25 protein-coding genes are annotated in these 20843 nt (G+C 62.2%); 3 read left to right on the forward strand and 22 right to left on the reverse strand.

Annotated features, from left to right (window positions below; translation table 11 throughout):
• Positions 1–4: 4 nt before the first annotated feature.
• The 16 genes from rpmC to IM701_RS11890 form a co-directional block, all read right to left on the reverse strand.
• Positions 5–211, reverse strand: a complete 207-nt coding sequence (gene rpmC / locus IM701_RS11815; RefSeq protein WP_039334358.1) for a 50S ribosomal protein L29 — start codon at positions 209–211, stop codon at positions 5–7.
• Positions 212–222: 11 nt separating this feature from the next.
• Complete coding sequence (gene rplP, locus IM701_RS11820; RefSeq protein ID WP_039334360.1) at positions 223–657, reverse strand: 50S ribosomal protein L16; 435 nt, start codon at positions 655–657, stop codon at positions 223–225.
• Between the two features lie 22 nt (positions 658–679).
• Positions 680–1375: a 30S ribosomal protein S3 gene (rpsC, locus tag IM701_RS11825; protein ID WP_039334362.1), complete on the reverse strand. Its 696-nt coding sequence runs from the start codon at positions 1373–1375 to the stop codon at positions 680–682.
• Positions 1376–1377: 2 nt separating this feature from the next.
• On the reverse strand, positions 1378–1755 hold the full coding sequence (rplV, locus tag IM701_RS11830) for a 50S ribosomal protein L22 (RefSeq protein WP_039334363.1): 378 nt from the start codon (positions 1753–1755) through the stop codon (positions 1378–1380).
• The gene (rpsS, locus tag IM701_RS11835) at positions 1755–2033 is read right to left on the reverse strand and encodes a 30S ribosomal protein S19 (protein WP_039334365.1); all 279 of its coding nucleotides are present in this window, start codon (positions 2031–2033) and stop codon (positions 1755–1757) included. The genes rplV and rpsS overlap by 1 nt, the downstream gene beginning before the upstream one ends.
• 6 nt (positions 2034–2039) lie before the next feature.
• Positions 2040–2876 (reverse strand): 50S ribosomal protein L2, encoded by an 837-nt coding sequence (rplB, locus tag IM701_RS11840; RefSeq protein WP_039334367.1) that lies wholly within the window; start codon positions 2874–2876, stop codon positions 2040–2042.
• A 9-nt stretch (positions 2877–2885) separates the two neighbouring features.
• Positions 2886–3188: a 50S ribosomal protein L23 gene (locus IM701_RS11845; protein ID WP_193827042.1), complete on the reverse strand. Its 303-nt coding sequence runs from the start codon at positions 3186–3188 to the stop codon at positions 2886–2888.
• A complete protein-coding gene (gene rplD / locus IM701_RS11850; protein ID WP_039334370.1) occupies positions 3181–3804 on the reverse strand; it encodes a 50S ribosomal protein L4 in 624 nt (207 codons plus the stop codon). Before rplD ends, IM701_RS11845 begins: the two co-directional genes overlap by 8 nt.
• Before the next feature lie 3 nt (positions 3805–3807).
• On the reverse strand, positions 3808–4563 hold the full coding sequence (gene rplC / locus IM701_RS11855; protein ID WP_039334372.1) for a 50S ribosomal protein L3: 756 nt from the start codon (positions 4561–4563) through the stop codon (positions 3808–3810).
• 326 nt (positions 4564–4889) lie between these two features.
• A complete protein-coding gene (rpsJ, locus tag IM701_RS11860) occupies positions 4890–5201 on the reverse strand; it encodes a 30S ribosomal protein S10 (RefSeq protein ID WP_039334374.1) in 312 nt (103 codons plus the stop codon).
• 168 nt (positions 5202–5369) lie between these two features.
• Positions 5370–6560: an elongation factor Tu gene (tuf, locus tag IM701_RS11865; protein WP_039334376.1), complete on the reverse strand. Its 1191-nt coding sequence runs from the start codon at positions 6558–6560 to the stop codon at positions 5370–5372.
• Between the two features lie 92 nt (positions 6561–6652).
• Positions 6653–8725, reverse strand: a complete 2073-nt coding sequence (gene fusA / locus IM701_RS11870; protein WP_039334378.1) for an elongation factor G — start codon at positions 8723–8725, stop codon at positions 6653–6655.
• Positions 8726–8809: 84 nt separating this feature from the next.
• Entirely contained in the window at positions 8810–9280 is a 471-nt protein-coding gene (gene rpsG, locus IM701_RS11875) for a 30S ribosomal protein S7 (protein WP_039334380.1), read from the reverse strand.
• A gap of 141 nt (positions 9281–9421) precedes the next feature.
• The gene (gene rpsL, locus IM701_RS11880; protein WP_011444902.1) at positions 9422–9793 is read right to left on the reverse strand and encodes a 30S ribosomal protein S12; all 372 of its coding nucleotides are present in this window, start codon (positions 9791–9793) and stop codon (positions 9422–9424) included.
• A 525-nt stretch (positions 9794–10318) separates the two neighbouring features.
• Entirely contained in the window at positions 10319–11146 is an 828-nt protein-coding gene (locus tag IM701_RS11885) for a hypothetical protein (RefSeq protein WP_193827043.1), read from the reverse strand.
• Positions 11147–11254: 108 nt separating this feature from the next.
• The gene (locus IM701_RS11890) at positions 11255–12331 is read right to left on the reverse strand and encodes a DUF262 domain-containing protein (RefSeq protein ID WP_193827044.1); all 1077 of its coding nucleotides are present in this window, start codon (positions 12329–12331) and stop codon (positions 11255–11257) included.
• A gap of 485 nt (positions 12332–12816) precedes the next feature.
• On the opposite strand from IM701_RS11890, the gene IM701_RS11895 reads away from it, so the two are divergent.
• Entirely contained in the window at positions 12817–13518 is a 702-nt protein-coding gene (locus IM701_RS11895) for a hypothetical protein (protein ID WP_193827045.1), read from the forward strand.
• A 4-nt stretch (positions 13519–13522) separates the two neighbouring features.
• Here the strand turns inward: IM701_RS11895 and IM701_RS11900 are convergent, their stop codons facing one another.
• From IM701_RS11900 to IM701_RS11915, 4 genes are all read right to left on the reverse strand, one after another.
• Positions 13523–14047, reverse strand: coding sequence for a winged helix DNA-binding protein (locus tag IM701_RS11900; RefSeq protein WP_230487688.1), 525 nt, complete (start codon positions 14045–14047; stop codon positions 13523–13525).
• An 83-nt stretch (positions 14048–14130) separates the two neighbouring features.
• Positions 14131–14577 (reverse strand): hypothetical protein, encoded by a 447-nt coding sequence (locus IM701_RS11905; protein WP_193827046.1) that lies wholly within the window; start codon positions 14575–14577, stop codon positions 14131–14133.
• A 44-nt stretch (positions 14578–14621) separates the two neighbouring features.
• Positions 14622–15041: a hypothetical protein gene (locus tag IM701_RS21905; RefSeq protein ID WP_230487689.1), complete on the reverse strand. Its 420-nt coding sequence runs from the start codon at positions 15039–15041 to the stop codon at positions 14622–14624.
• A 112-nt stretch (positions 15042–15153) separates the two neighbouring features.
• Positions 15154–15729, reverse strand: coding sequence for a helix-turn-helix transcriptional regulator (locus IM701_RS11915; protein ID WP_062343242.1), 576 nt, complete (start codon positions 15727–15729; stop codon positions 15154–15156).
• Positions 15730–15975: 246 nt separating this feature from the next.
• Between IM701_RS11915 and IM701_RS11920 the strand changes: the two genes are divergently transcribed.
• Both IM701_RS11920 and IM701_RS11925 read left to right on the forward strand, forming a co-directional pair.
• Positions 15976–17610, forward strand: coding sequence for a sensor histidine kinase (locus IM701_RS11920; RefSeq protein ID WP_193827047.1), 1635 nt, complete (start codon positions 15976–15978; stop codon positions 17608–17610).
• Positions 17607–18233 (forward strand): response regulator transcription factor, encoded by a 627-nt coding sequence (locus IM701_RS11925; protein ID WP_039337690.1) that lies wholly within the window; start codon positions 17607–17609, stop codon positions 18231–18233. The genes IM701_RS11920 and IM701_RS11925 overlap by 4 nt, the downstream gene beginning before the upstream one ends.
• 120 nt (positions 18234–18353) lie before the next feature.
• On the opposite strand, the gene IM701_RS11930 is transcribed toward IM701_RS11925, so the two are convergent.
• Both IM701_RS11930 and IM701_RS11935 read right to left on the reverse strand, forming a co-directional pair.
• On the reverse strand, positions 18354–19523 hold the full coding sequence (locus tag IM701_RS11930; protein WP_193827048.1) for an acyl-CoA dehydrogenase family protein: 1170 nt from the start codon (positions 19521–19523) through the stop codon (positions 18354–18356).
• Positions 19520–20734: an acetyl-CoA C-acetyltransferase gene (locus IM701_RS11935; RefSeq protein WP_193827049.1), complete on the reverse strand. Its 1215-nt coding sequence runs from the start codon at positions 20732–20734 to the stop codon at positions 19520–19522. Before IM701_RS11935 ends, IM701_RS11930 begins: the two co-directional genes overlap by 4 nt.
• Between the last annotated feature and the right edge of the window lie 109 nt (positions 20735–20843).

Raw genomic sequence — 20843 nt, forward strand, 5'->3', positions numbered from 1 at the left:
TTCCTTACGCCTGGGCCGACTGAGAACGCTCAGTCTGCAGCGTCTTGATGCGCGCGATGTCGCGACGGACTTCCTTGATGCGCGCGGGGCGCTCAAGCTGGTTCGTCGCGCCCTGGAAACGCAGGTTGAACTGCTCGCGCTTGAGCTCGGCGAGTTCAGCGTTCAGCTGGTCGTCGCTCTTGGCGCGAAGGTCTTCGATCTTGGCCATCATTCGACTCCCAATCACTCGCCACCAAGGTGCGAAGTGTCACCCAGGCGGGCAACGACCTTCGTCTTGATCGGCAGCTTCATCGCGGCGCGGCTGAATGCCTCGGCCGCGAGCGGGCCGGGGACGCCGTCCAGTTCGAACAGGATGCGACCCGGCTTCACGCGGGCTGCCCAGTATTCGATCGAGCCCTTGCCCTTGCCCTGGCGGACTTCGGCGGGCTTCTTCGAGACCGGCACGTCCGGGAACACGCGGATCCACAGACGGCCCTGACGGCGGATGTGGCGCGTGATCGCACGACGGGCCGCTTCGATCTGGCGAGCGGTAACGCGCTCCGGCTCAAGGGCCTTGAGGCCGTAGGAGCCGAAGTTCAGGTCCGTACCACCCTTGGCAACGCCGTGGATGCGGCCCTTGAAGGCCTTACGGAACTTGGTCTTCTTCGGTTGCAACATGGTGCTTCTCTACCCTCTAGGCTCAGCGTGCCGGACGGACGCCGGAAGTCTGGGCTTCCATCATCAGTCGGTCCTGCGCCATCGGATCGTGACCGAGGATCTCACCCTTGAAGATCCAGGTCTTGATGCCGATCACGCCATAGGCGGTGTGGGCTTCGGCTTCCGCGTAGTCGATGTTCGCGCGCAGCGTGTGCAGCGGAACGCGACCTTCGCGGTACCATTCGACGCGGGCGATTTCCGCACCGCCGAGACGACCGCCGCAGGTGATCTTGATGCCTTCGGCACCAAGACGCAGGGCGGATTGCACGGCGCGCTTCATCGCACGACGGAAGGCAACGCGACGGACCAGCTGGTCGGCAACGCCCTGGGCGACGAGCTTGCTGTCGATTTCCGGCTTGCGGATCTCGACGATGTTCAGCTTCACGTCGCTGCCGGTCATCGTGGCAAGCTTCGAGCGAAGCTTCTCGATGTCGGCGCCCTTCTTGCCGATGATGACGCCCGGACGGGCGGCATAGATCGATACGCGGCACAGCTTGGCAGGACGCTCGATCACCACCTTCGAAATCGCTGCCTGCGGCAGGTTCGTGACGATGAACTTGCGGATCTCAAGGTCTTCCTTGAGCATCTGCGCATAGTTGCGACCTTCCGCGTACCAGCGGCTGTCCCAGGTGCGGTTGATCTGCAGGCGCAGACCGATGGGGTTCGATTTATGACCCATGATCAGGCCTCCTCAACTTCGCGGACCACGATCCGCAGCCGCGAGAACGGCTTGAGGATGCGGGTCGACTTGCCGCGACCACGGGTGTGGAAGCGCTTCATCGTGATCGACTTGCCGACCGAGGCTTCCGCCACGACCAGAGCGTCGACGTCGAGGTTGTGGTTGTTTTCCGCATTGGCGATCGCCGAAGCGAGAACCTTGCGGGCATCAACAGCCATGGCCTTCTTCGAGAACGCGAGGATGTTCATCGCGTCTTCGGCCTTGTGACCGCGGATCAGCGCAGCAACGAGGTTCAGCTTCTGGGCCGAACCACGGATCTGCGTGCCGACCGACAGCGCTTCCTTGTCGCCAACGCGACGGGGTGCCTTAGGCTTGCTCATCAGCGCTTGCCCTTCTTGTCAGCGGCGTGACCCGGGAAAGTGCGCGTGGGTGCGAACTCGCCGAGCTTGTGGCCGACCATCTCTTCCGAGACGGAAACCGGGATGAACTTGTGCCCGTTGTAGACGTTGAACGTCAGGCCAACGAACTGCGGAATGATGGTCGAACGACGCGACCAGGTCTTGATGGCGCCAGCGCGCGATCCTGCATCGTGAGCGGCTTCCGCCTTCTTCAGCAGATGCAGGTCGACGAAGGGGCCCTTCCAGACGGAACGTGCCATGTGGTCTTACCTCTTCTTCTTCGCGTGGCGCGAACGGATGATCATCTTGTCCGTCGACTTGTTGTGACGGGTGCGGGCGCCCTTGGTCGGCTTGCCCCACGGAGTCACAGGATGACGGCCACCCGAAGTACGGCCTTCACCACCACCGTGCGGGTGGTCGACCGGGTTCTTGGCAACGCCGCGAGTCAGCGGACGCTTGCCCAGCCAGCGATTGCGGCCGGCCTTGGCAAGGTTCGTGTTGGCGTTGTCGGGGTTCGACACGGCACCGACGGTGCCCATGCAGTCACCACGCAGGTAGCGCTGCTCGCCCGAGTTCAGGCGAACGATGACCATGCCGCGGTCACGACCGACGAGCTGGACATAGGTGCCTGCCGAACGTGCGATCTGCGCGCCCTTGCCAGGCTTCATCTCCACGTTGTGGATGATGGTGCCGACCGGCATCTGCGACAGCAGCATGGCATTGCCAGGCTTCACGTCGGTCTTCTCTCCGGCGACAACGGTATCGCCAACGGCGAGACGCTGCGGAGCGATGATGTAGGTCTGCTCGCCGTCCTCATACTTGATGAGAGCGATGAACGCCGTGCGGTTCGGGTCATATTCCAGACGCTCGACGGTAGCCGGCATGTCCCACTTGCGACGCTTGAAGTCGATGTAGCGGTACTTCTGCTTGTGACCACCGGCGATGCCACGCGAGGTGACATGGCCCTTGTTGTTGCGGCCGCCGGTCTTCGACTTGCCTTCGGTCAGCGCCTTGACGGGCTTGCCCTTCCACAGCGACGACTTGTCGACGAGGATCAGGCCGCGCCGGGCGGGGCTGGTCGGATTGTAGCTCTTGAGTGCCATGGTCTAGCCTCAGATCCCGCTGGTGACGTCGATCGACTGGCCAGCAGCCAGGGTCACGACAGCCTTCTTGACGTCGGAGCGCTTGTAGGGCTTGCCCTTCCAGCGCTTGGTCTTGCCCTTCTGGGTCAGGGTGTTCACCTTGGTGACCTTGACGTTGAACAGGGCTTCGACCGCTGCCTTGATCTCCGGCTTGGTCGCCTTTTCGGCAACCTTGAAGACCACGGCGCTGTTTTCGCTGAGCAGCGTCGCCTTTTCCGTGATGTGGGGTGCCACGATCACGTCATAGTGACGCGTGTCGATTGCGTTAGCCATTGAAACGCGCCTCCAGCTTTTCGACAGCAGAGCGCGTCAGCACCAGCGTGTCATGCTTCAGGATGTCGTAGACGTTGGCGCCGATGGCAGGCAGCACGTTCACGCCGACGATGTTACGGGCGGCCTTGGCGAAGTTGTCGTTCACGGCGTCACCGTCGATCACGAGAACCTTCTTGCCCCAGTTGGCCTTCGACAACTGGCCGACGAGAGCCTTGGTCTTGGCGTCGATGTCGAGCGAGTCGACCACGACGAGACCAGCCTTGGCCTTCGACGAGAGAGCCATCTTGAGACCGAGCGCACGGACCTTCTTGTTCAGCGAGATGTTGAACTCGCGGACACGCGGACCGTGAGCCTTGCCACCGCCGATGAAGATCGGAGCCTTGCGGTCACCGTGACGAGCCGTACCGCCGCCCTTCTGGCGACCGAACTTCTTGCCGGTGCGGGCAACGTCCGAACGCTCGCGCGCCTTGCGGGCAATGCCGCGACGGTTTTCGAGCTGCCAGGTGACGACTCGGTGCAGGATGTCGGCGCGCGGTTCGAGACCGAACACGTCGTCCGACAGTTCCACTTCGCCCTTGCCGGCGGTGCCGTCGAGATTGAGGACCTGAACCTTCACGACTTAGCCCTCCTGACCTTCGGTGGCTTCGACAGCCGCAACTTCTGCGGGAGTGTCGGCAGCTGCCGAGTCATTGCTGTTTGCGGCCTGCTTGAGGCCTGCGGGATAGGGCGCTTCAGCGTGGCGCGAGACCTTCACGGCGTCGCGCACGAGGAGCCAGGCGTTCTTCGAACCGGGCACCGAGCCCTTCACGAAGATCAGGCCGCGCTCGTCGTCGGTGCGGACGACTTCGAGGTTCTGCTGGGTGCGCTGACGGTCGCCCATGTGACCGGCCATCTTCTTGTTCTTGAAGACGCGGCCCGGGTCCTGGCGATTACCGGTCGAACCGTGTGCACGGTGCGAGATCGAGACACCGTGGGTGGCGCGCATACCGCCGAAGCCCCAACGCTTCATCGCGCCCTGGAAGCCCTTGCCCTGGGTGTTGCCGGTGATGTCGACATACTGGCCAGGGACGAAGTGCGAAGCGGCGATGGTCGAGCCGACATCGAGCAGCGCATCTTCAGCGACGCGGAACTCGGCGACTTCCATCTTCAGCGGAACCTCTGCCTTGGCAAAGTGTTCGCGCTGCGGCTTGGCAACGTTCTTCTGCTTGGCTTCGCCTGCACCGAGCTGAACCGCGACGTAACCGTCACGGTCTTCAGTGCGAACCGAAACCACCTGGCAATTTTCAAGCGACAGGACAGTGACCGGCACGTGCCGACCATCTTCCTGGAAAAGGCGGGTCATCCCCACCTTCTTCGCGATCACGCCGGTGCGCATGATCCATACTCCATAACAGAGGCATGCCGGGCCCATCCCGACATGCGTGTTCAGCCCGTATGTGAAGCGCGCCCCCGACCGGGCTGAATGCCCCCGCCTGAACGGGAGCAATCGGGGGACGCTTGCCCGGCAAGGTCCGAAAAGGACGGTGCCGGAGGTATCCCATTGTCAACGAGGCTTTTGTTACCCCGGAAACTCTGGCCTTTCACCGGAACTCAGCCCTGGCGAAAGTCTGGGCCGGAACGTGTCCGGCCAGAAACCTTGGGTCGATGCGGACGACCCGGCCGGAGCGGACACTGCCGTGGCAGCTCGCTCGATCAGCGGCCTCAGGCCAGCTTGATCTCGACGTTGACGCCGGCCGCGAGGTCCAGCTTCATCAGCGCGTCGACAGTGGCCGCATTGGGCTGCACGATGTCGAGCAGGCGCTTGTAGGTGCGAACTTCGAACTGCTCACGCGACTTCTTGTCGATGTGAGGACCGCGGTTCACGGTGAACTTCTCGATGCGCGTCGGGAGCGGAATGGGGCCCCGGATCAGCGCGCCGGTGCGGCGGGCGGTATCTGCAATTTCTCCAGTGGCCTGGTCGAGCACACGATGATCAAAGGCCTTGAGGCGAATGCGGATATTCTGGGCGTCCATGTCCGTTTACCGATGCGAAAGAGCAAAACAAAAAAGCCAGTCGACCTGCCCTCTACCCCACCCCTTTTACGAAGCTCGGGGAGAGCGGGCCGACTGTCCAATAGCGATCAGTCAGTAAGAAACCGACCGGCGGGAAGAGCGAATCTCCCCGCCGGTGCGCGGCCTATATTACTTCGTGATCTTGCTGACAACCCCCGAACCGACGGTGCGGCCGCCTTCGCGAATTGCGAAGCGGAGACCTTCGTCCATGGCGATCGGAGCGATCAGCTTGACCGACAGCGTGACGTTGTCGCCAGGCATGACCATCTCGGTGCCCTCGGGGAGGATCACTTCGCCGGTCACGTCGGTGGTGCGGAAGTAGAACTGCGGGCGGTAGTTGGCGAAGAACGGCGTGTGACGGCCACCTTCGTCCTTCGACAGCACGTAGACCTCGGCCGAGAACTCGGTGTGCGGCTTGACCGAACCGGGCTTGCAGAGGACCTGGCCGCGCTCGACGTCTTCACGCTTCACGCCGCGAACCAGTGCACCGATGTTGTCGCCGGCTTCACCCTGGTCGAGCAGCTTGCGGAACATTTCGACGCCGGTGACGGTGGTCTTGGTGGTGTCCTTGAGGCCGACGATCTCGACTTCCTCACCAACCTTGACGATGCCGGTTTCGACGCGGCCGGTCACAACCGTACCACGACCCGAGATCGAGAACACGTCTTCGACCGGCATCAGGAACGGCTTGTCGGTCGGACGCGGCGGCTGCGGAATGTAGCTGTCGACAGCTTCCATCAGCGCGTTGATCGAGTCGCGACCGATGTTGTCGTCGCGGCCTTCGAGAGCGGCCAGAGCCGAACCCTTGACGATCGGAATATCGTCGCCCGGGAAGTCGTACGACGACAGCAGTTCGCGAACTTCGAGTTCGACGAGCTCGAGGATTTCCTCGTCGTCGACCTGGTCGACCTTGTTCATGTACACGACCAGAGCCGGCACGCCGACCTGACGGGCGAGCAGGATGTGCTCGCGGGTCTGCGGCATCGGGCCGTCAGCAGCGTTCACGACCAGGATCGCGCCGTCCATCTGGGCGGCACCGGTGATCATGTTCTTGACGTAGTCGGCGTGACCCGGGCAGTCGACGTGCGCGTAGTGACGGTTGGCGGTCTCGTACTCGACGTGTGCGGTCGAGATGGTGATGCCGCGCTCGCGCTCTTCCGGAGCCTTGTCGATGTTCGCGTAGTCGGTGAACGTTGCGCCACCGGTCTCAGCGAGAACCTTGGTGATGGCAGCGGTCAGCGTGGTCTTGCCGTGGTCGACGTGACCGATGGTGCCGATATTGCAGTGCGGCTTGGTCCGCTCAAACTTAGCCTTGGCCATTGTTCAAACCTTCTTTTCGTATGTGTGCAGATACTGCGGGAAATGGACGGCACCCGCTGAATCGAGCGCCGCCCCTAATGCTATCCGTGCTCTTATGCAAGCTTCGCCTTGAGCTCGGTCGCGACGTTCGCCGGGACCTCGTCGTAGTGGTCGAAGAACATCGAGTAGTTTGCACGGCCCTGGGTGAACGAGCGCAGCTGGTTCACGTAGCCGAACATGTTCGCCAGCGGGACCATGGCGGTAACAGCCTGGGCGTTGCCGCGGCTGTCGGTGCCCTGGATCTGGCCACGACGCGAGTTGATGTCGCCGATCACGTCACCGAGGTATTCCTCAGGCGTGATCACCTCGACCTTCATGATCGGCTCGAGCAGCTTGATGCCGGCCTTCTGGGCGGCTTCGCGCATGGCACCGCGGGCGCAGATTTCGAAGGCCAGGGCCGACGAGTCGACGTCGTGGTACGCGCCGTCATAAAGCAGGACTTCGAAGTCGATGATCGGGAAGCCGATCAGCGAGCCCGTCAGCGCGGTTTCGCGGAAGCCCTTTTCGATCGCGGGGATATATTCCTTGGGAATGTTACCGCCCTTGATCTCGTCCTTGAAGACGAAGCCCGAACCACGCTCGCCCGGCGTCACCTTGACCTTGACGCGACCGAACTGGCCGGTGCCGCCCGACTGCTTCTTGTGGGTGTGGTCAAGATCGACCGGCTTGGCGAGGTATTCGCGATAGGCCACCTGCGGCGCACCGACGTTCGCCTCGACCTTGAACTCGCGCTTCATGCGGTCGACAAGGATTTCGAGGTGAAGTTCGCCCATCCCCTTGATGATCGTCTGGCCCGATTCGTGATCGGTCGAAACGCGGAACGAGGGGTCCTCGGCCGAGAGACGGTTGAGCGCGATGCCCATCTTCTCCTGGTCGGCCTTGGTCTTGGGTTCCACCGAGAGCTCGATGACCGGCTCGGGGAATTCCATGCGCTCGAGGATGATCGGGTGCTTTTCCGAGCAGAGCGTATCGCCCGTGGTCGTCTCCTTCAGGCCCGCGATGGCAACGATGTCGCCGGCGTAGGCCGCATCGATGTCTTCACGGTTGTTGGAGTGCATCAGCAGCATGCGGCCGACCTTCTCCTTCTTGTCCTTCACCGAGTTCAGGTAGCTGCCCTTGGTCAGCGTGCCCGAATAGATGCGGGTGAAGGTCAGGGAGCCGACGAACGGGTCGTTCATGATCTTGAACGCCAGCGCCGAGAACGGCGCGTCGTCCGCGGTCGGACGGCTGTCGGGCTCTTCGGTGTCGGGGTTGATGCCCTGCACGTCCTCGATGTCGAGCGGCGAAGGCAGGTAGTCCACCACCGCGTCGAGCAGGCACTGGACGCCCTTGTTCTTGAACGCCGAGCCGCACAGCACCGGCACGAAGGCCTGGCCGAGCGTACCCTTGCGGATCAGCTTCTTGAGCGTAGCCACGTCGGGCTCGTTGCCCTCGAGGTACGCTTCCATCGCCTCGTCGTCCTGCTCGACGGCGAGTTCGACGAGCTGCGAACGATACAGCGCGGCTTCATCGGCCATGTCGGCCGGGATTTCCTCGTAGAAGAACTCGGCACCGAGCGATTCATCCTTCCAGATGATCGCGCGCTGTTCGACGAGATCGACGAGGCCCTTGAAATCGCTTTCCGCGCCGATGGGCAGGTACAACACCGCCGGCGTAGCACCAAGGCGGTCGATGATCGTCTGGACGCAGTACTTGAAGTTCGCGCCGGTGCGGTCGAGCTTGTTGATGAAGCACATGCGGGGGACGTTGTACTTGTCGGCCTGGCGCCAGACGGTTTCCGACTGGGGTTCCACGCCGGCGACGCCGTCGAAGGCGGCCACGGCACCGTCGAGCACGCGCAGCGAGCGTTCGACTTCGATGGTGAAGTCGACGTGGCCGGGGGTGTCGATGATGTTGAGGCGGTGGTCCTGCCAGAAGCAGGTGGTGGCGGCCGACGTGATCGTGATGCCGCGCTCCTGCTCCTGCTCCATCCAGTCCATGGTAGCGGCGCCGTCATGGACTTCGCCGATCTTGTAGGACTTGCCGGTGTAGTAGAGGATGCGCTCGGTCGTCGTCGTCTTGCCGGCGTCGATGTGCGCCATGATGCCGAAATTGCGATAGCGCTCGAGCGGATGGCTGCGTGCCATGGTGCTATTCCTTGGGTCTATGGGGGAGCCGGAGAGGCTCCGCCCATATGGTTACGTTCGTGACCGTTTAAAGACGGGCGACGATTACCAGCGGTAGTGGCTGAACGCGCGGTTGGCGTCGGCCATGCGGTGGGTGTCTTCACGCTTCTTGACGGCGTTGCCACGGTTGTTGGCAGCATCAAGCAGCTCGGCCGAGAGGCGCGCGGCCATCGTGGTTTCGCTGCGGTTGCGCGCCGCGGTGATCAGCCAGCGGATGGCGAGCGCCTGGGCACGCTCGGGGCGAACCTCGACCGGGACCTGGTAGGTCGCACCACCGACGCGGCGCGAGCGCACTTCGATTTGCGGACGGACGTTGTTCAGCGCATCGTGGAAGAGCTGGACCGGGTCCGCCTTCGCACGGGTCTGCATGGTTTCGAGCGCACCGTAGACGATGCTTTCGGCAACCGACTTCTTACCATCGAGCATGAGGTTGTTCATGAACTTCGACAGAACCTGATCACCGAACTTCGGATCGGGCAGGATGACCCGCTTTTCCGGACGACGACGACGTGACATACTCTGTACTCCTTCGGAGTGAGCCTTCCGCATCCGCGGCAGGCTCTCGGCTCCGGCCCGCTCCCCCTCCCGGCCACCCATAGCCTACCCAAGGGTGGGTAGCCGGGAGGGGGAGCGGTCCTGCGCCGGACCTTGGCCTAATTACTTCGGACGCTTGGCGCCGTACTTCGAGCGGGACTGCTTGCGGTCCTTGACGCCCTGCGTATCGAGCACGCCGCGCAGGACGTGGTAGCGAACGCCGGGAAGGTCGCGAACGCGGCCGCCGCGGATGAGCACGACCGAGTGCTCCTGCAGGTTGTGGCCTTCACCCGGGATGTACGAGATGACTTCGCGGCTGTTGGTCAGGCGGATCTTGGCGACCTTGCGAAGCGCCGAGTTCGGCTTCTTCGGGGTGGTCGTGTAGACGCGGGTGCAGACGCCGCGCTTCTGCGGGTTCTGCTCCATCGCAGGGACCTTGGACTTGGCCTTCTGCGGTTCGCGGCCCTTGCGGACCAGCTGATTGATAGTGGGCATGAAGTACTCTTCACCTGCTTTGCCAGCATGGCGGAATTGCCATGCTGGGGTCGCCCCTTCCGGGCGGAAAACCGGTTCCCACTTTTCCTGAAGGGGCTCGGCTTTCGCGCGCCACGTCAGGAAAGGCCGGGACCGGCTTGCGACGGAGGCGGAAGGTGAAGGATGCGGGCACCGCAAATGCGCAGAGCGGGAAGATGACGGACAAGCCCCTCCCCCAAACGCAATCACGAACCGAAACGCTCCACCCGCAACTTTCGTCACCGGGTTACTTTGACGGATTACCTGGGAGCCCCAGACGCACCGGCAATGTTCAGCTCAAGCCACGGACGCAGCGAGGCCGCACCTGTGGAAGGACGCGCCCTTAGGCGGGTTTGGGGGTGGGGTCAAGGGGTGGGGCTGAATCGTCGAATTTTACGCTTGGACCAGATCATCGAACTATTGCCGTTTCAATCCATCCAGTGACAATTCGTGCAGACAATACATCGCCTAGATTCCTAATACTTGGCCAATTTTTAGCAGACAAATCTACATAATTGTCCAGCTTTGCGGAATGCCAGATTCACTGTGATTAACGACAACAGCAATGTTGCCCGGCGAAGGGCGAGGAATTACTGACCCGACCTCACTGCCTTGGCCAACAATGCGCAATGCCCTTGCAGAACCTTCCTTCGTGACTTTAACGCCACGCGAATGAGGCTCGGTAAAGTAGAGTATTACACCGTCTCGCCACGCCGTTTCCCCAGCTGCCCAGCGCTGTGATACTGCCAATGATTGCTCCAGCGAGGCTGTTGTCGAAACATCGAAGCACATAGCAATGCAAAGGAGATCTGAAGGCAGCTCAGCTATCTCCGTTGCAGTTGGAACATAACTTTGTGAGTGCGCACTTCTGTGCCGCTTACGCACCGTTCCTTTGACGATCTCTTGAACGGAGGGGACACCCAAACCGACCGCTGACGAAAAAATCCTGAAAGTTGCCCAACAATCAGCGACCTGCAGACTTCCGAGCAACTCCTTAAGGCCCGTGTCCGAAAGATTTCCAGTAAAGTCCCCAGCAACAAACTTTGTAAATTGGATAGCAGTACCATCACCTGACGACATTTTTGCGATTTCAGTCTTTAGCTCTGCCTCGTAATCATCGCCCTGTCTTTTCAACATTTTGGCAAACTGCTGCAAATGCGAAAGCGCATTGAGACGGGCAGCTATGCGAAGTTTCTCCGGCAACTCCTCATATGCCCTTGGCCAGCGCTCGAGATTTCGCAAAACTTCAACGGTACGATCACGTACAAATGTCTCTAGCGCAATTAATCCTGCAATTAAAATTCCGCGCCGAAGCACCGAGATACTCGGCGACAATATTGCCCCAGTAGCTCCTTGCGCAACCGGCTCAAGCGCAATAGCCTCTCGGATACCAGAGAGACTGCGCAGAAACTCACTCCGAGCCACACTCATGCGTCAGTCTACCTAAGCCAATTCGACCAGCATGCGATAAACTTCATCAATTCGAGTCCGAATTCGTGATGGAGTATTGGTACCCAAGCGAACCGCTTCCTCGAAACTAGGATTCTCAAATAGCTTTTGCGTAGCGCTGATGATCTCGCCCTGCTTATCGGCCAGAGAGCTTAATTGTTCGTCGGTTAACAAGGTGGCGCCAATCATTTGAGCGTCATAAAGCCCCGCGAGTGCTTGCTGACGCCATTTCTGCCCGTCCCACCTTTGAAAAGCCTTGTCTCCCCATAAAATTTCCGTGCGCTGGATCGCCCTCGTAAAGAGCTCGATGATAGTATCAATTTGTTGACTGCTTGAGCTTCGGTGCGCAAGCATAAAGCTGTCCATCGAGCGGGACAAACTTCCAGAAAACTTCTCCCACGCGCCTTCGAGTGTCAGAAAGCGCAACACATACTCTGCATCCTGCATTTGCTGGAACGCTGCGGATTTTGGCCCCTCAATCTTCAGCGCGGTTCGAAGAAGAGGATGATTAGCAGCTTCGTAGATTGCATCATTCAGCTCCCCACGAAATGCCACATTTCGAATTTCTTGATTGTTTAGGCGAATCCCACCCCTATTCAATCGAATAAAAACTTCGTATTTTAACTTTGGGTGGGATTGCTTTAAAAGCGTAATTACCCTTAAATAAGGCCTTACACGGAGTGCACTTTGCAGAGATTTGGGCAACTCTCGAAATCTAGATCCATTTAATTCTGGAAACTCCTCTAGGCCATGCAATGCAAAGCCATTATTCAAAAAATCTGATACTGCTGTAATGCGTTGCTTTCCATCTATTATAGTGTAGATTCCATAGTCTTCTTCGGCAAGGTAAATTGGGGGAACGGGAACATTGAGCAGAAATGACTCAATCAATTCAGATTGGCGGTCAACCTCCCAACGCTCTCGCCGCTGGTATTTCGGGTCAAGATCGATAATCTCATTATCGACCATATCTTTGAGGCCTTGCAACGAGAAATCTGAAGTTTGAAGAACAAGATCATTCTGAGACTGCTCAAAACGGCGTTCTATTTCATGGATACTTCCAATTGCCACGAGAAACCTCAAATTTTGGACGGAATAACGTTTACACGAAGAATGTTCGGCAGAGCCTAATATCTATCTTGCAATGTTATGTCACCCTTGGCCAGACACCGAAAGTCTAAACGGAAGGTGGGGCTTGAACATCTGAGGCTTCTGTCCTGAGAGACTTCAGCGCGCAATCGAGGGCGTGTTTGGCGCCCACTCCCAGACCCTCCCGATTGCGGGAGGAGGGCAATGACGGCTTTGGATGATAGCCCCCTCCACCGCCGGCGGCGGTCCCCCTCCCCTAGCGGGGGAGGAGCTGGGGTGGGGTTTGCTCCGACTCATGGGAGCGCGAGGGTTTTGACCCTCGCATTCTGGCTTTCTTCCTGACTATTTACCAGTTTTCGCTTTCCTACATTTAACCGTATGGGTTAATTGCGTCCTTCGACAGGCTCTCCTTCGACAGGCTCAGGATGAGCGGATGATGAGGCGGCATTTCGATGAGCGGAGGTGGTATGGCGGAGCGCAGGCGGACTTCGCGGGTGCGGCGGGTGGATGTTGTCGAGGACTCGGCGCTCGACTTTGCGCCGTTCGTGCATGTGGCGCCTCGGCGCAATTCGATCACGCCGGACAAGCAGCGGCGGTTCATTGCCACGCTGGCGGCTACGGGGATCGTGAGTCAGGCGGCGCTCTCCATCGGGGCTTCGGTGGAGGCGCTCTACAAGTTGCGGCATCGGGTGGGCGCGGAGGACTTTGCGCGGGCGTGGGATGCGGCGGTGGAGCGGGGCTATTCGCGGCTGGAGGACTGTGCGCTCGAGCGGGCGATTGCCGGCGAGGAGCGGCCGGTGGTCTCGCGCGGGAAGGTCGTCGCCACGTGGACGCATCACAATACCGGGCTGCTGATGTTCCTGCTGCGCGCGCGGCGGCCGGAGAAGTATGGGGCGGTGCGGGTGGGCGACCTGCGCGAGGGGCGTCCGGCCTATGATGCGCTGAAGGTGCGCTGGGAAGCCGAGCGCGCGGCGGCGGATGGGGCGCGGGCCGATGGGGCGCGGGCTTCGCTGCGGGCGAAGCTGCTGGGGATGCGGGAGGCGGTGTTGCGGGAGGGGGGCTTGCGGGAGGGGGTGCTGCGGGAGGAGGTGCGTGGCGGCGCTGGCCCCTCCTCCGCTGGCCCCTCCTCCGCTGGTGACGCCCTTCCTCCCCCTGACGGGGAGGAATGAGCGGTCAGTCTTCGGCGGTTGGGGTGAGGATCTTGTCGGCGATGTCCTCCATGCGCTGGCACATCAGGGCGAGCGTGGCGTCCATCGCGGCGAGCCCGGCGGGGCTGAGGTGGACGAAAGTGCGGCGGCCATCGCGGCCATCGTCCTCCCGCTCTACCAGGCCGCGCGCCTCGAGGATGCGCAGCCAGCGCAGCGCGGTCGTCGGGGGGACGTGGGCGCCGATGCAGGCGCTGGTGGTCGGCACGCGGCGGTTCTCGCGCCCGGCGACGTAGAGATCGAGCAGGATGTCCCAGGTCGGCTCGCCGAAGAGATCGGCGGGCAGGTGCTTGTGGCGGCGGCGGCGGGCGGCGTAGAACTCGCGCGCGGCGACGGTGTGGCGGGCGATGGTCGCCTCGTCGAGTGCCGGGGCGGCGGGCGCGGCGAAGGCGGGCACGGCCGGAGCGGACGGGGCGCCGACGATGGTGAGACCGGCCCGGCGGCCGACGGAATCGCGCCGGGGGGGCGCACTGCGCATGGAACGTACGGTCATGTCTGTGGCTCCCGTGAAATGGGATGGATGGTAAGGCGGCGATGTCTTGCGGTGTCCGGCGGCGGGCCGGGGTGCCTAGGGCGTCAGGTGAGGCGCCAGGCGTGGTAGCGGCCGATGCGGTCGGTCCGCTGGAGATGGGCGGTGGTGCCGAGGAGGAGCGCGGCGCTCTGGATGGCGATGGGCAGCTGGCTCATCGCGAAGTAGCCGTAGCGGACGAGCGAGAGGTCTATCATCTTGGCGAGGTGGGCGAGGATCACGATCACTTGCCCCGAACAGGCCCAGAGCGGCCAGGCGCGGTTGGCGCGCAAGGCTACCCACAGCAGCGCGGCCAGGGCCCAGCTGTCGATGACCAGGTGTCCCGGGTCGATCGCGAAGAAGGCGGGACTGCCAAACAGGGCATGGTTGGCGAGATCGAGCAGGATGGTCGCGATAAGGATGGCCGCGACCATGCGCTCCGGCTCCTCGCCCTTGCGCAAGGCAAAGGCGAGGATGCCGACAAAGGCGATGCGAGCGGCCCAGATCACGAGCATTGCTTCAACCCCTGCCTGCTGCCCGATTCATCAGCGCCCGAGGCTCAGGCCGCATCGACCAGCGCGACCGGGTGGGCGGCATCGCCGAGCGAGCCCGTGGGCGGGCAGTCGTCGACCAGGCCAGAGCCCATTTCGCGGCCGACGTCGGCCAGCTTGCCATGGACGCGGGCGAGTTCGCCGCTGGCATCGAGCACCGCCTTCTGGCTGGCCGCGAGGCGGAGCAGCGCTTCCTGGCCGGTGAACGGGCCGACCGGGGTTTCACGCCGGGCGCGGACCATGGTGGCGAGCAGGTTGGCCTGGCGGATCAGCGCTTCGTCGAGCGCGGCCTCGGCATCGTGGAGATCGCGGCTGATGCGCAGGCCATGAACGGCGGTGGCATTCCCGGCAACGGCGGCGCGCGCCTTGGCTTGCCCGCCCCTGGTTTGCCCGAAGGTCATCGCGATCGTGTTGTCAGTAGCTTTCATCTTCACACCCTGTCCCGCCCCATTGTCGGGACGGACCCCTTCATGTGGACGCCGACGCCCCCGCGCCGGAAATCCGGTTCATGGAAGGAGATGGTCGGTGAAGGACCTTGCCCTACCGATCGAGCATGGCGGACAGTTGCATGAACATGCTCAGCCCACCCAGCACGATCAGGATCAGGAACACCGTTATGCCGCCAATATACCCCAGCCGCAGAAGGGTGCCGTTCGGCCCGTCGAACATCTCCGGGAGGACATGATGATAGACCATCCCGTCAGCCTCGGCCGGCGCCTGGCGCCTGCGTTCGACCGGAGCATCGGCCCGACCCTCGATCCCTGGTGCATCTTGCACCGGAAGCCTGGCCTCTGCTCCTGACGGTCCGACATCCGTGTCATCCCGAGAGCTGGTTTCGACCGGAAGCGGCGGAAAACGTATATGGGAATCTTCATATACGGGTTGTTCGTATGTCTCCACCAATCGGCGATAGGCTTGCGCGACCTCACCCCGGGTGGCCACGCCAAGTTTGGCCCGGGCCAGCATGATGCGTTGATCGACGGTATGAGGCGAAATCCCGAGCTGACGCGAGATCTCCTTCGATGTCATATGCTGAATCAACAGATCGAGAACCTCTCTCTGCTTTGCCGTCAGCTCGACCAGCGGATTGTCGCAAAGTTCGCCCGTCACAATCATTGCAGTGATGAATCCCGACTATTCCCGGCCTTCGAAAAAGGTAAACATCCGGTACTGTCAATTCTGCACGAACGCCCCGGATTTGCCAAATATTCTTTCATTCATCGCACCATGAAGGTGATCAGCCAGTTAAGACGCGCTTAACTTGGGGCGGCGCAAACCCGGCGTGTCCAAATCGCTGTTCACGGCGCGTATGGCGTGCAAAAATGATGCGGGGAGTCCGAATCAGGACAGGACGGGTAGGAAATGCGCAGGCGGAACACGGGGCGAGTCGTTGCGACCGGACGGGCCATCCTTGCGCTTGCGTTTCTGCTCGCCCTGGTGCTTGATCCGACCGTACCGGTGCGGGACAGCGCCTTGGGCTACAGCCTGCTTTCGGCATACACGCTGTGGACGGCAGCGCTTATGGTCCTCGCTTGGCGAAGCTGGTGGTTCGATTTTCGGCTTGCTCCAGCCGCGCAGGCCATCGACATCGCAATCTTCATCGCGGCAGTCTATTTCACCGAAAGCCGCTACACCGAGTTCCAGAGCCCGTTCCTCGCACTGGCCGCGTTCCTGCTTGTTGTCGCCATGGTTCGTTGGAACTGGCGCGCCACGGTCGTCACCGCCATCGTTTTGCTGTTCACGAACCTGCTGTTCGGAATGATCCTGTACTCCTGGGGCGTCGACATCGATCCCTACCGCTTCGTACGGCGCACGATCTACATGATCCTGCTTGCCTCGATGCTGATCTGGTTGAGCATGTCACGCTCGACCGGGCGCCTGGCAGTGTTGCCAGAGCCGACGGGGATTCCGGGCAAACGGCGCGACCTCGTGTTCGATGGAGCGCTCAATCTGCTGGTCCAGTCCTTCGGAGCGCGCAACGTCGCCTTCGCCTTCGCCAGCAGCGAGGAACCGTGGATCGATCTGCGCCGCATGGACGATGGGGTTCCGGACAGACAGCGCCTTTCGCCTGAAACATTCGCGGAGGAGCTCCTTGCCCCCCTGCCGACGATGCTCATAGACATGAAGCGAAGCAGGCAACTGATCGAAACCCCTGCCAACGACGCGATCGAAGTCCGCGCCGAGCAGCTGGATTCGCGGCTTGCAACCTACCTCGGTGTCGAGACCGGGATGATCGCTTCGGTGCGCAGCGTGATGGGGTCCGGCCATCTCGTTGTGTGGAATGCCCACGCCCTCAGTTTTGACGATATCGGCCTGATGTCTGCCATCGCCCGGGAGGTCGGACAGGCGCTGGACCGGGAAGAAATGGCCCTGCTTGCCCGAACAGCAGCCGAAACCGGCATCAGGCACGCGGTCGCGCGCGACCTGCACGATAGTGTCGCCCAGTTCCTGGCGGGCACGCTGTTCCGTCTCGAAGCGCTGCGACGCTGGATCCGCGAAGGCAATGACCCGGAAGGCGAGATCGATTCGATCAAGAACGCATTGCGCCGCGAACAGGGGCAGCTGCGCCTGCTGATCGAACGACTGAGGCGGGGACAGGACAGCGACCGCCGGACCGATATTGCCGAGGAGCTGCGCGATCTTCTGGCTGAGGCAGGTGCGCACTGGCACATCTCGACCGAGCTTGTGCTGACAGGTGCGCCCGAGCCGGTGTCCGTGCAGCTTTCCCACGAAATCCGCCAACTGGTGCGCGAAGCAATTGCCAACGCGGCCCGTCACGGCAAGTGCAGCAAGGTGCTTGTCAGTCTGACCGAAGATGTCGGCGAACTGCGCCTGAGCATCACCGATGATGGCGTCGGATTCCCCACCCTCGGCAATGCCACGCGGCCACGCTCGATTTCGGAACGTGTCGAAGCGCTGGGGGGGAGCTTCAGGCTTGATTCCAGCAGAGGCGGCGCTCGTCTCGAAATTGCCTTACGATCCGGAGAACTTGCATGATTCCAGTCCTAGTGGCCGATGACCACGGCTTCATCCGCGCAGGCGTGGAAGCGGTGTTGCGCGGCACCCGGTTCTCGGTAGTAGCGGCCACCGCAAGTGGCGAGGAAACGCTGGACGCGATCAAGACCCACGATCCGGCCATTGTCCTGCTTGATATCAACATGCCCGGCATGAACGGCGTGCAGACGCTGGAAGTCTTGCGCGATCGTGGCGACAAGCGCCCTGTCGTGCTGCTGACCGCCGAGATCAATGATCGCCAGCTGATTTCGGTGATGCGTGCAGGGGTAGAGGGCATCGTCTCGAAAGACGGGGCGGAGGACGGCCTGGTCGACGTGCTGGAAAAGGTTCACGGCGGCCAGAAGGCCATCGAGCCGATCTTCCTGCAGCGGGCCATCGATCTTTCGCTGCGCCCCGATGCGCAGGGGCCGCTGGCCAAGCTCAACCCGCGCGAGCGCAAGATCGCCGGGCTGGTGGCACGTGGCCTGCGCAACCGCGACATCGGAGCGGAACTGGGCATCGGCGAAGGCACGGTGAAAGTCTATTTGCACACGATGTACCAGAAGCTGGGCATCGATAACCGCACCGAACTAGCGCTGCTGGCGGTGAACGAACAGGACAACTGATCGGTCGTTCGAGCCTGAAAAGCGGGACCCCCGGGTCGAGCCCGGGGTGACGGTAGGGAGGTTGGAGGCGAGTTTGAACGACCCGCAACGGTATCGTCCTGACGGGCTTCTCTTGCCCTCTCAATAACTCCTTGGCAGCCCGAGCACGTGCTCGGCCAGGAACGACAGGATCAGGTTCGTGCTGATCGGCGCAACTTGATAGAGGCGCGTTTCGCGCAGCTTGCGCTCCACGTCGTATTCCTCGGCAAAGCCGAAGCCGCCGTGGGTCTGGACGCAGGCGTTGCCCGCTTCCCATGAGGCATCGGCGGCGAGCATCTTGGCCATGTTGGCCTCTGCCCCCATCGGCAGGCCCGCCTCGTACATCCGCGCCGCCTCGCGCACCATGAGTTCGGCCGCGCGCATGTTGGCGTAAGCCTTGGCGATGGGGAAGGCGACGCCCTGGTTCGCCCCGATCGCCCGCCCGAACACCTGCCGCTCCTTCGCGTAGTCCACGGACCGTTGCGTGAACCACTTGGCATCGCCCACGCATTCCGCGGCAATCAGCACGCGCTCGGCGTTCATGCCGGAGAGGATGTAGCGGAAGCCCTTGCCCTCCTCGCCCAGCAGGTTCGCGGCCGGAATGCGCATGTTGTCGAAGAACACCTCTGTGGTCGCATGGTTCATCATCGTGCGGATCGGGCGGATGGTCAGCGATTTGCCCACCACTTCGCGCATGTCGACGATGAACACCGAAAGCCCGTCGGTCTTCTTCGCCACCTCCTCGCGCGGGGTAGTCCGCGCCAGCAATAGCATCAGGTCGGAGTGTTCGGCCCGGCTGGTCCAGATCTTCTGGCCGTTGACGACGTATTCGTCGCCCTCGCGCCTAGCAAACGTGCGCAGCGAAGTGGTGTCGGTCCCGCTCGTCGGTTCGGTCACCCCGAAGGCCTGAAGCCGCAATTCGCCGCTGGCGATCTTGGGCAGATACTGGCGCTTCTGCTCTTCCGAGCCGTGGCGCAGGATCGTGCCCATGATGTACATCTGCGCGTGGCACGCCCCACCATTGCCGCCCTCGGCCTGGATCGTCTCAAGGATCGCCGCCGCCGCGCCAAGGCCAAGGCCCGAGCCGCCGTACTCCTCGGGGATCAGCACCGAAAGCCAGCCCGCTTGCGTCAGCGCATGCACGAATTCGGTGGGATATTCGCGCTTCTCGTCCAGCTTGCGCCAGTATTCGCCCGGAAACTGCGCGCAGAGCTTGCGCACGCCTTCGCGAATATCGCCGTGGTCCTCGAAATCGTAAGGCGAAAGGATCATCGCGCCGCCTCGAACACCGCCGCGATGCCCTGACCACCGCCGATGCACATCGTCTCCAGCCCATAGCGCCCGCCGCGCCGCTGCAATTCCCGCGTCAGGTTGGCGAGGATGCGCCCGCCGGTCGCGCCGATGGGATGGCCGAGGCTGATGCCCGAGCCATTGACGTTGAGCATGTCATGGCGGCTGTCGTCGTCCGACCAGCCCCAGCCCTTGAGGCAGGCGAGGACCTGCGGCGCGAACGCCTCGTTCAGTTCGATCAGGTCGATATCGCCCCACGAAAGCCCGTTGCGCGCAAACAGCCGCTCGGTTGCCGGCACCGGGCCATAGCCCATGCGCGAAGGATCGCAGCCCGCCGCCGCCCAGGAATGGAACCAGGCGATCGGCTCCAGCCCCAGCTCTTCCAGCTTGTCCTCGGCCACGATCAGGCACGCCGCCGCCGCATCGTTCTGCTGGCTGGCATTGCCTGCGGTGACCACGCCCTTTTCAAGCGGCCTCAGCTTGCCAAGCGATTCCATCGTCGCGTCAGCGCGATAGCCTTCGTCATGCGCGAAGAGCACAGGATCGCCCTTCTTCTGCGGAATGCTTACCGGCACCAGTTCATCATCGAACAGGCCCTTGGCCCAGGCGGCTGCAGCGCGCTGGTGGCTGCGCACGGCATAGGCATCGCAGGCCTCGCGGCTGATGCCGAAGTCCTTCGCCAGATTCTCCGCCGTCTCGATCATGCCCGAGATCACGCCATAGCGCTCGATCGGCTGGCTCATCACCCGCCCGCGCGTCAGCCGGTCATGCAGCGTCAGCGAGCCTGCGCGCACGCCCTTGCGCACATCGGTGGTGTAGTGCTCGACGTTGGACATCGATTCCACGCCGCCCGCCACCACGACATCGGACACGCCCGTCTGCACCATCATCGCGGCATTGACGATCGCCTGCAGGCCGGAACCGCAGCGCCGGTCAAGCTGATAGCCCGGCACTTCCTCGGGCAGTCCGGCCAGCAGCCACGACCAGTGCGAGATGCACGGTGCCTCGCCATTGCCATAGCCTTGCGCGAAGATCACGTCGTCCACGCGGGCGGGATCGATCTTGGTCCGCTCCATCAACGCGGTGAGGATCGTCGCGCCAAGCTGCCCGGCGGTGAGCGCGGAAAGGCTGCCGCCAAACTTGCCGACGGCCGTGCGGATCGGGGCGACGATGGCGGCTCTACGAAGGGTCATGCTGATTCCTCTTCCTTCCATTCCCGCTCAGGCTGAGCCTGTCGAAGCCCCTTGAGGCACAAGCCGGGCATATGGCCTTCGACAAGCTCAGGCTGAGCGGGAATGGGGT

Origin of the sequence: Novosphingobium sp. ES2-1 (genome assembly GCF_015169775.1) — a bacterium.
GTDB classification, from domain to species: Bacteria; Pseudomonadota; Alphaproteobacteria; order Sphingomonadales; family Sphingomonadaceae; genus Novosphingobium; species Novosphingobium subterraneum.

Bases quoted from the DNA above. Each gene is read 5' to 3' on its own strand.
- rpmC (WP_039334358.1), bottom strand. From the start codon at position 211: ATGATGGCCAAGATCGAAGACCTTCGCGCCAAGAGCGACGACCAGCTG.
- rplP (WP_039334360.1), bottom strand. From the start codon at position 657: ATGTTGCAACCGAAGAAGACCAAGTTCCGTAAGGCCTTCAAGGGCCGC.
- rpsC (WP_039334362.1), bottom strand. From the start codon at position 1,375: ATGGGTCATAAATCGAACCCCATCGGTCTGCGCCTGCAGATCAACCGC.
- rplV (WP_039334363.1), bottom strand. From the start codon at position 1,755: ATGAGCAAGCCTAAGGCACCCCGTCGCGTTGGCGACAAGGAAGCGCTG.
- rpsS (WP_039334365.1), bottom strand. From the start codon at position 2,033: ATGGCACGTTCCGTCTGGAAGGGCCCCTTCGTCGACCTGCATCTGCTG.
- rplB (WP_039334367.1), bottom strand. From the start codon at position 2,876: ATGGCACTCAAGAGCTACAATCCGACCAGCCCCGCCCGGCGCGGCCTG.
- IM701_RS11845 (WP_193827042.1), bottom strand. From the start codon at position 3,188: ATGGCTAACGCAATCGACACGCGTCACTATGACGTGATCGTGGCACCC.
- rplC (WP_039334372.1), bottom strand. From the start codon at position 4,563: ATGCGCACCGGCGTGATCGCGAAGAAGGTGGGGATGACCCGCCTTTTC.
- rpsJ (WP_039334374.1), bottom strand. From the start codon at position 5,201: ATGGACGCCCAGAATATCCGCATTCGCCTCAAGGCCTTTGATCATCGT.
- tuf (WP_039334376.1), bottom strand. From the start codon at position 6,560: ATGGCCAAGGCTAAGTTTGAGCGGACCAAGCCGCACTGCAATATCGGC.
- fusA (WP_039334378.1), bottom strand. From the start codon at position 8,725: ATGGCACGCAGCCATCCGCTCGAGCGCTATCGCAATTTCGGCATCATG.
- rpsG (WP_039334380.1), bottom strand. From the start codon at position 9,280: ATGTCACGTCGTCGTCGTCCGGAAAAGCGGGTCATCCTGCCCGATCCG.
- rpsL (WP_011444902.1), bottom strand. From the start codon at position 9,793: ATGCCCACTATCAATCAGCTGGTCCGCAAGGGCCGCGAACCGCAGAAG.
- IM701_RS11895 (WP_193827045.1), top strand. From the start codon at position 12,817: ATGGCGGAGCGCAGGCGGACTTCGCGGGTGCGGCGGGTGGATGTTGTC.
- IM701_RS11900 (WP_230487688.1), bottom strand. From the start codon at position 14,047: ATGACCGTACGTTCCATGCGCAGTGCGCCCCCCCGGCGCGATTCCGTC.
- IM701_RS11905 (WP_193827046.1), bottom strand. From the start codon at position 14,577: ATGCTCGTGATCTGGGCCGCTCGCATCGCCTTTGTCGGCATCCTCGCC.
- IM701_RS21905 (WP_230487689.1), bottom strand. From the start codon at position 15,041: ATGAAAGCTACTGACAACACGATCGCGATGACCTTCGGGCAAACCAGG.
- IM701_RS11915 (WP_062343242.1), bottom strand. From the start codon at position 15,729: ATGATTGTGACGGGCGAACTTTGCGACAATCCGCTGGTCGAGCTGACG.
- IM701_RS11920 (WP_193827047.1), top strand. From the start codon at position 15,976: ATGCGCAGGCGGAACACGGGGCGAGTCGTTGCGACCGGACGGGCCATC.
- IM701_RS11925 (WP_039337690.1), top strand. From the start codon at position 17,607: ATGATTCCAGTCCTAGTGGCCGATGACCACGGCTTCATCCGCGCAGGC.
- IM701_RS11930 (WP_193827048.1), bottom strand. From the start codon at position 19,523: ATGATCCTTTCGCCTTACGATTTCGAGGACCACGGCGATATTCGCGAA.
- IM701_RS11935 (WP_193827049.1), bottom strand. From the start codon at position 20,734: ATGACCCTTCGTAGAGCCGCCATCGTCGCCCCGATCCGCACGGCCGTC.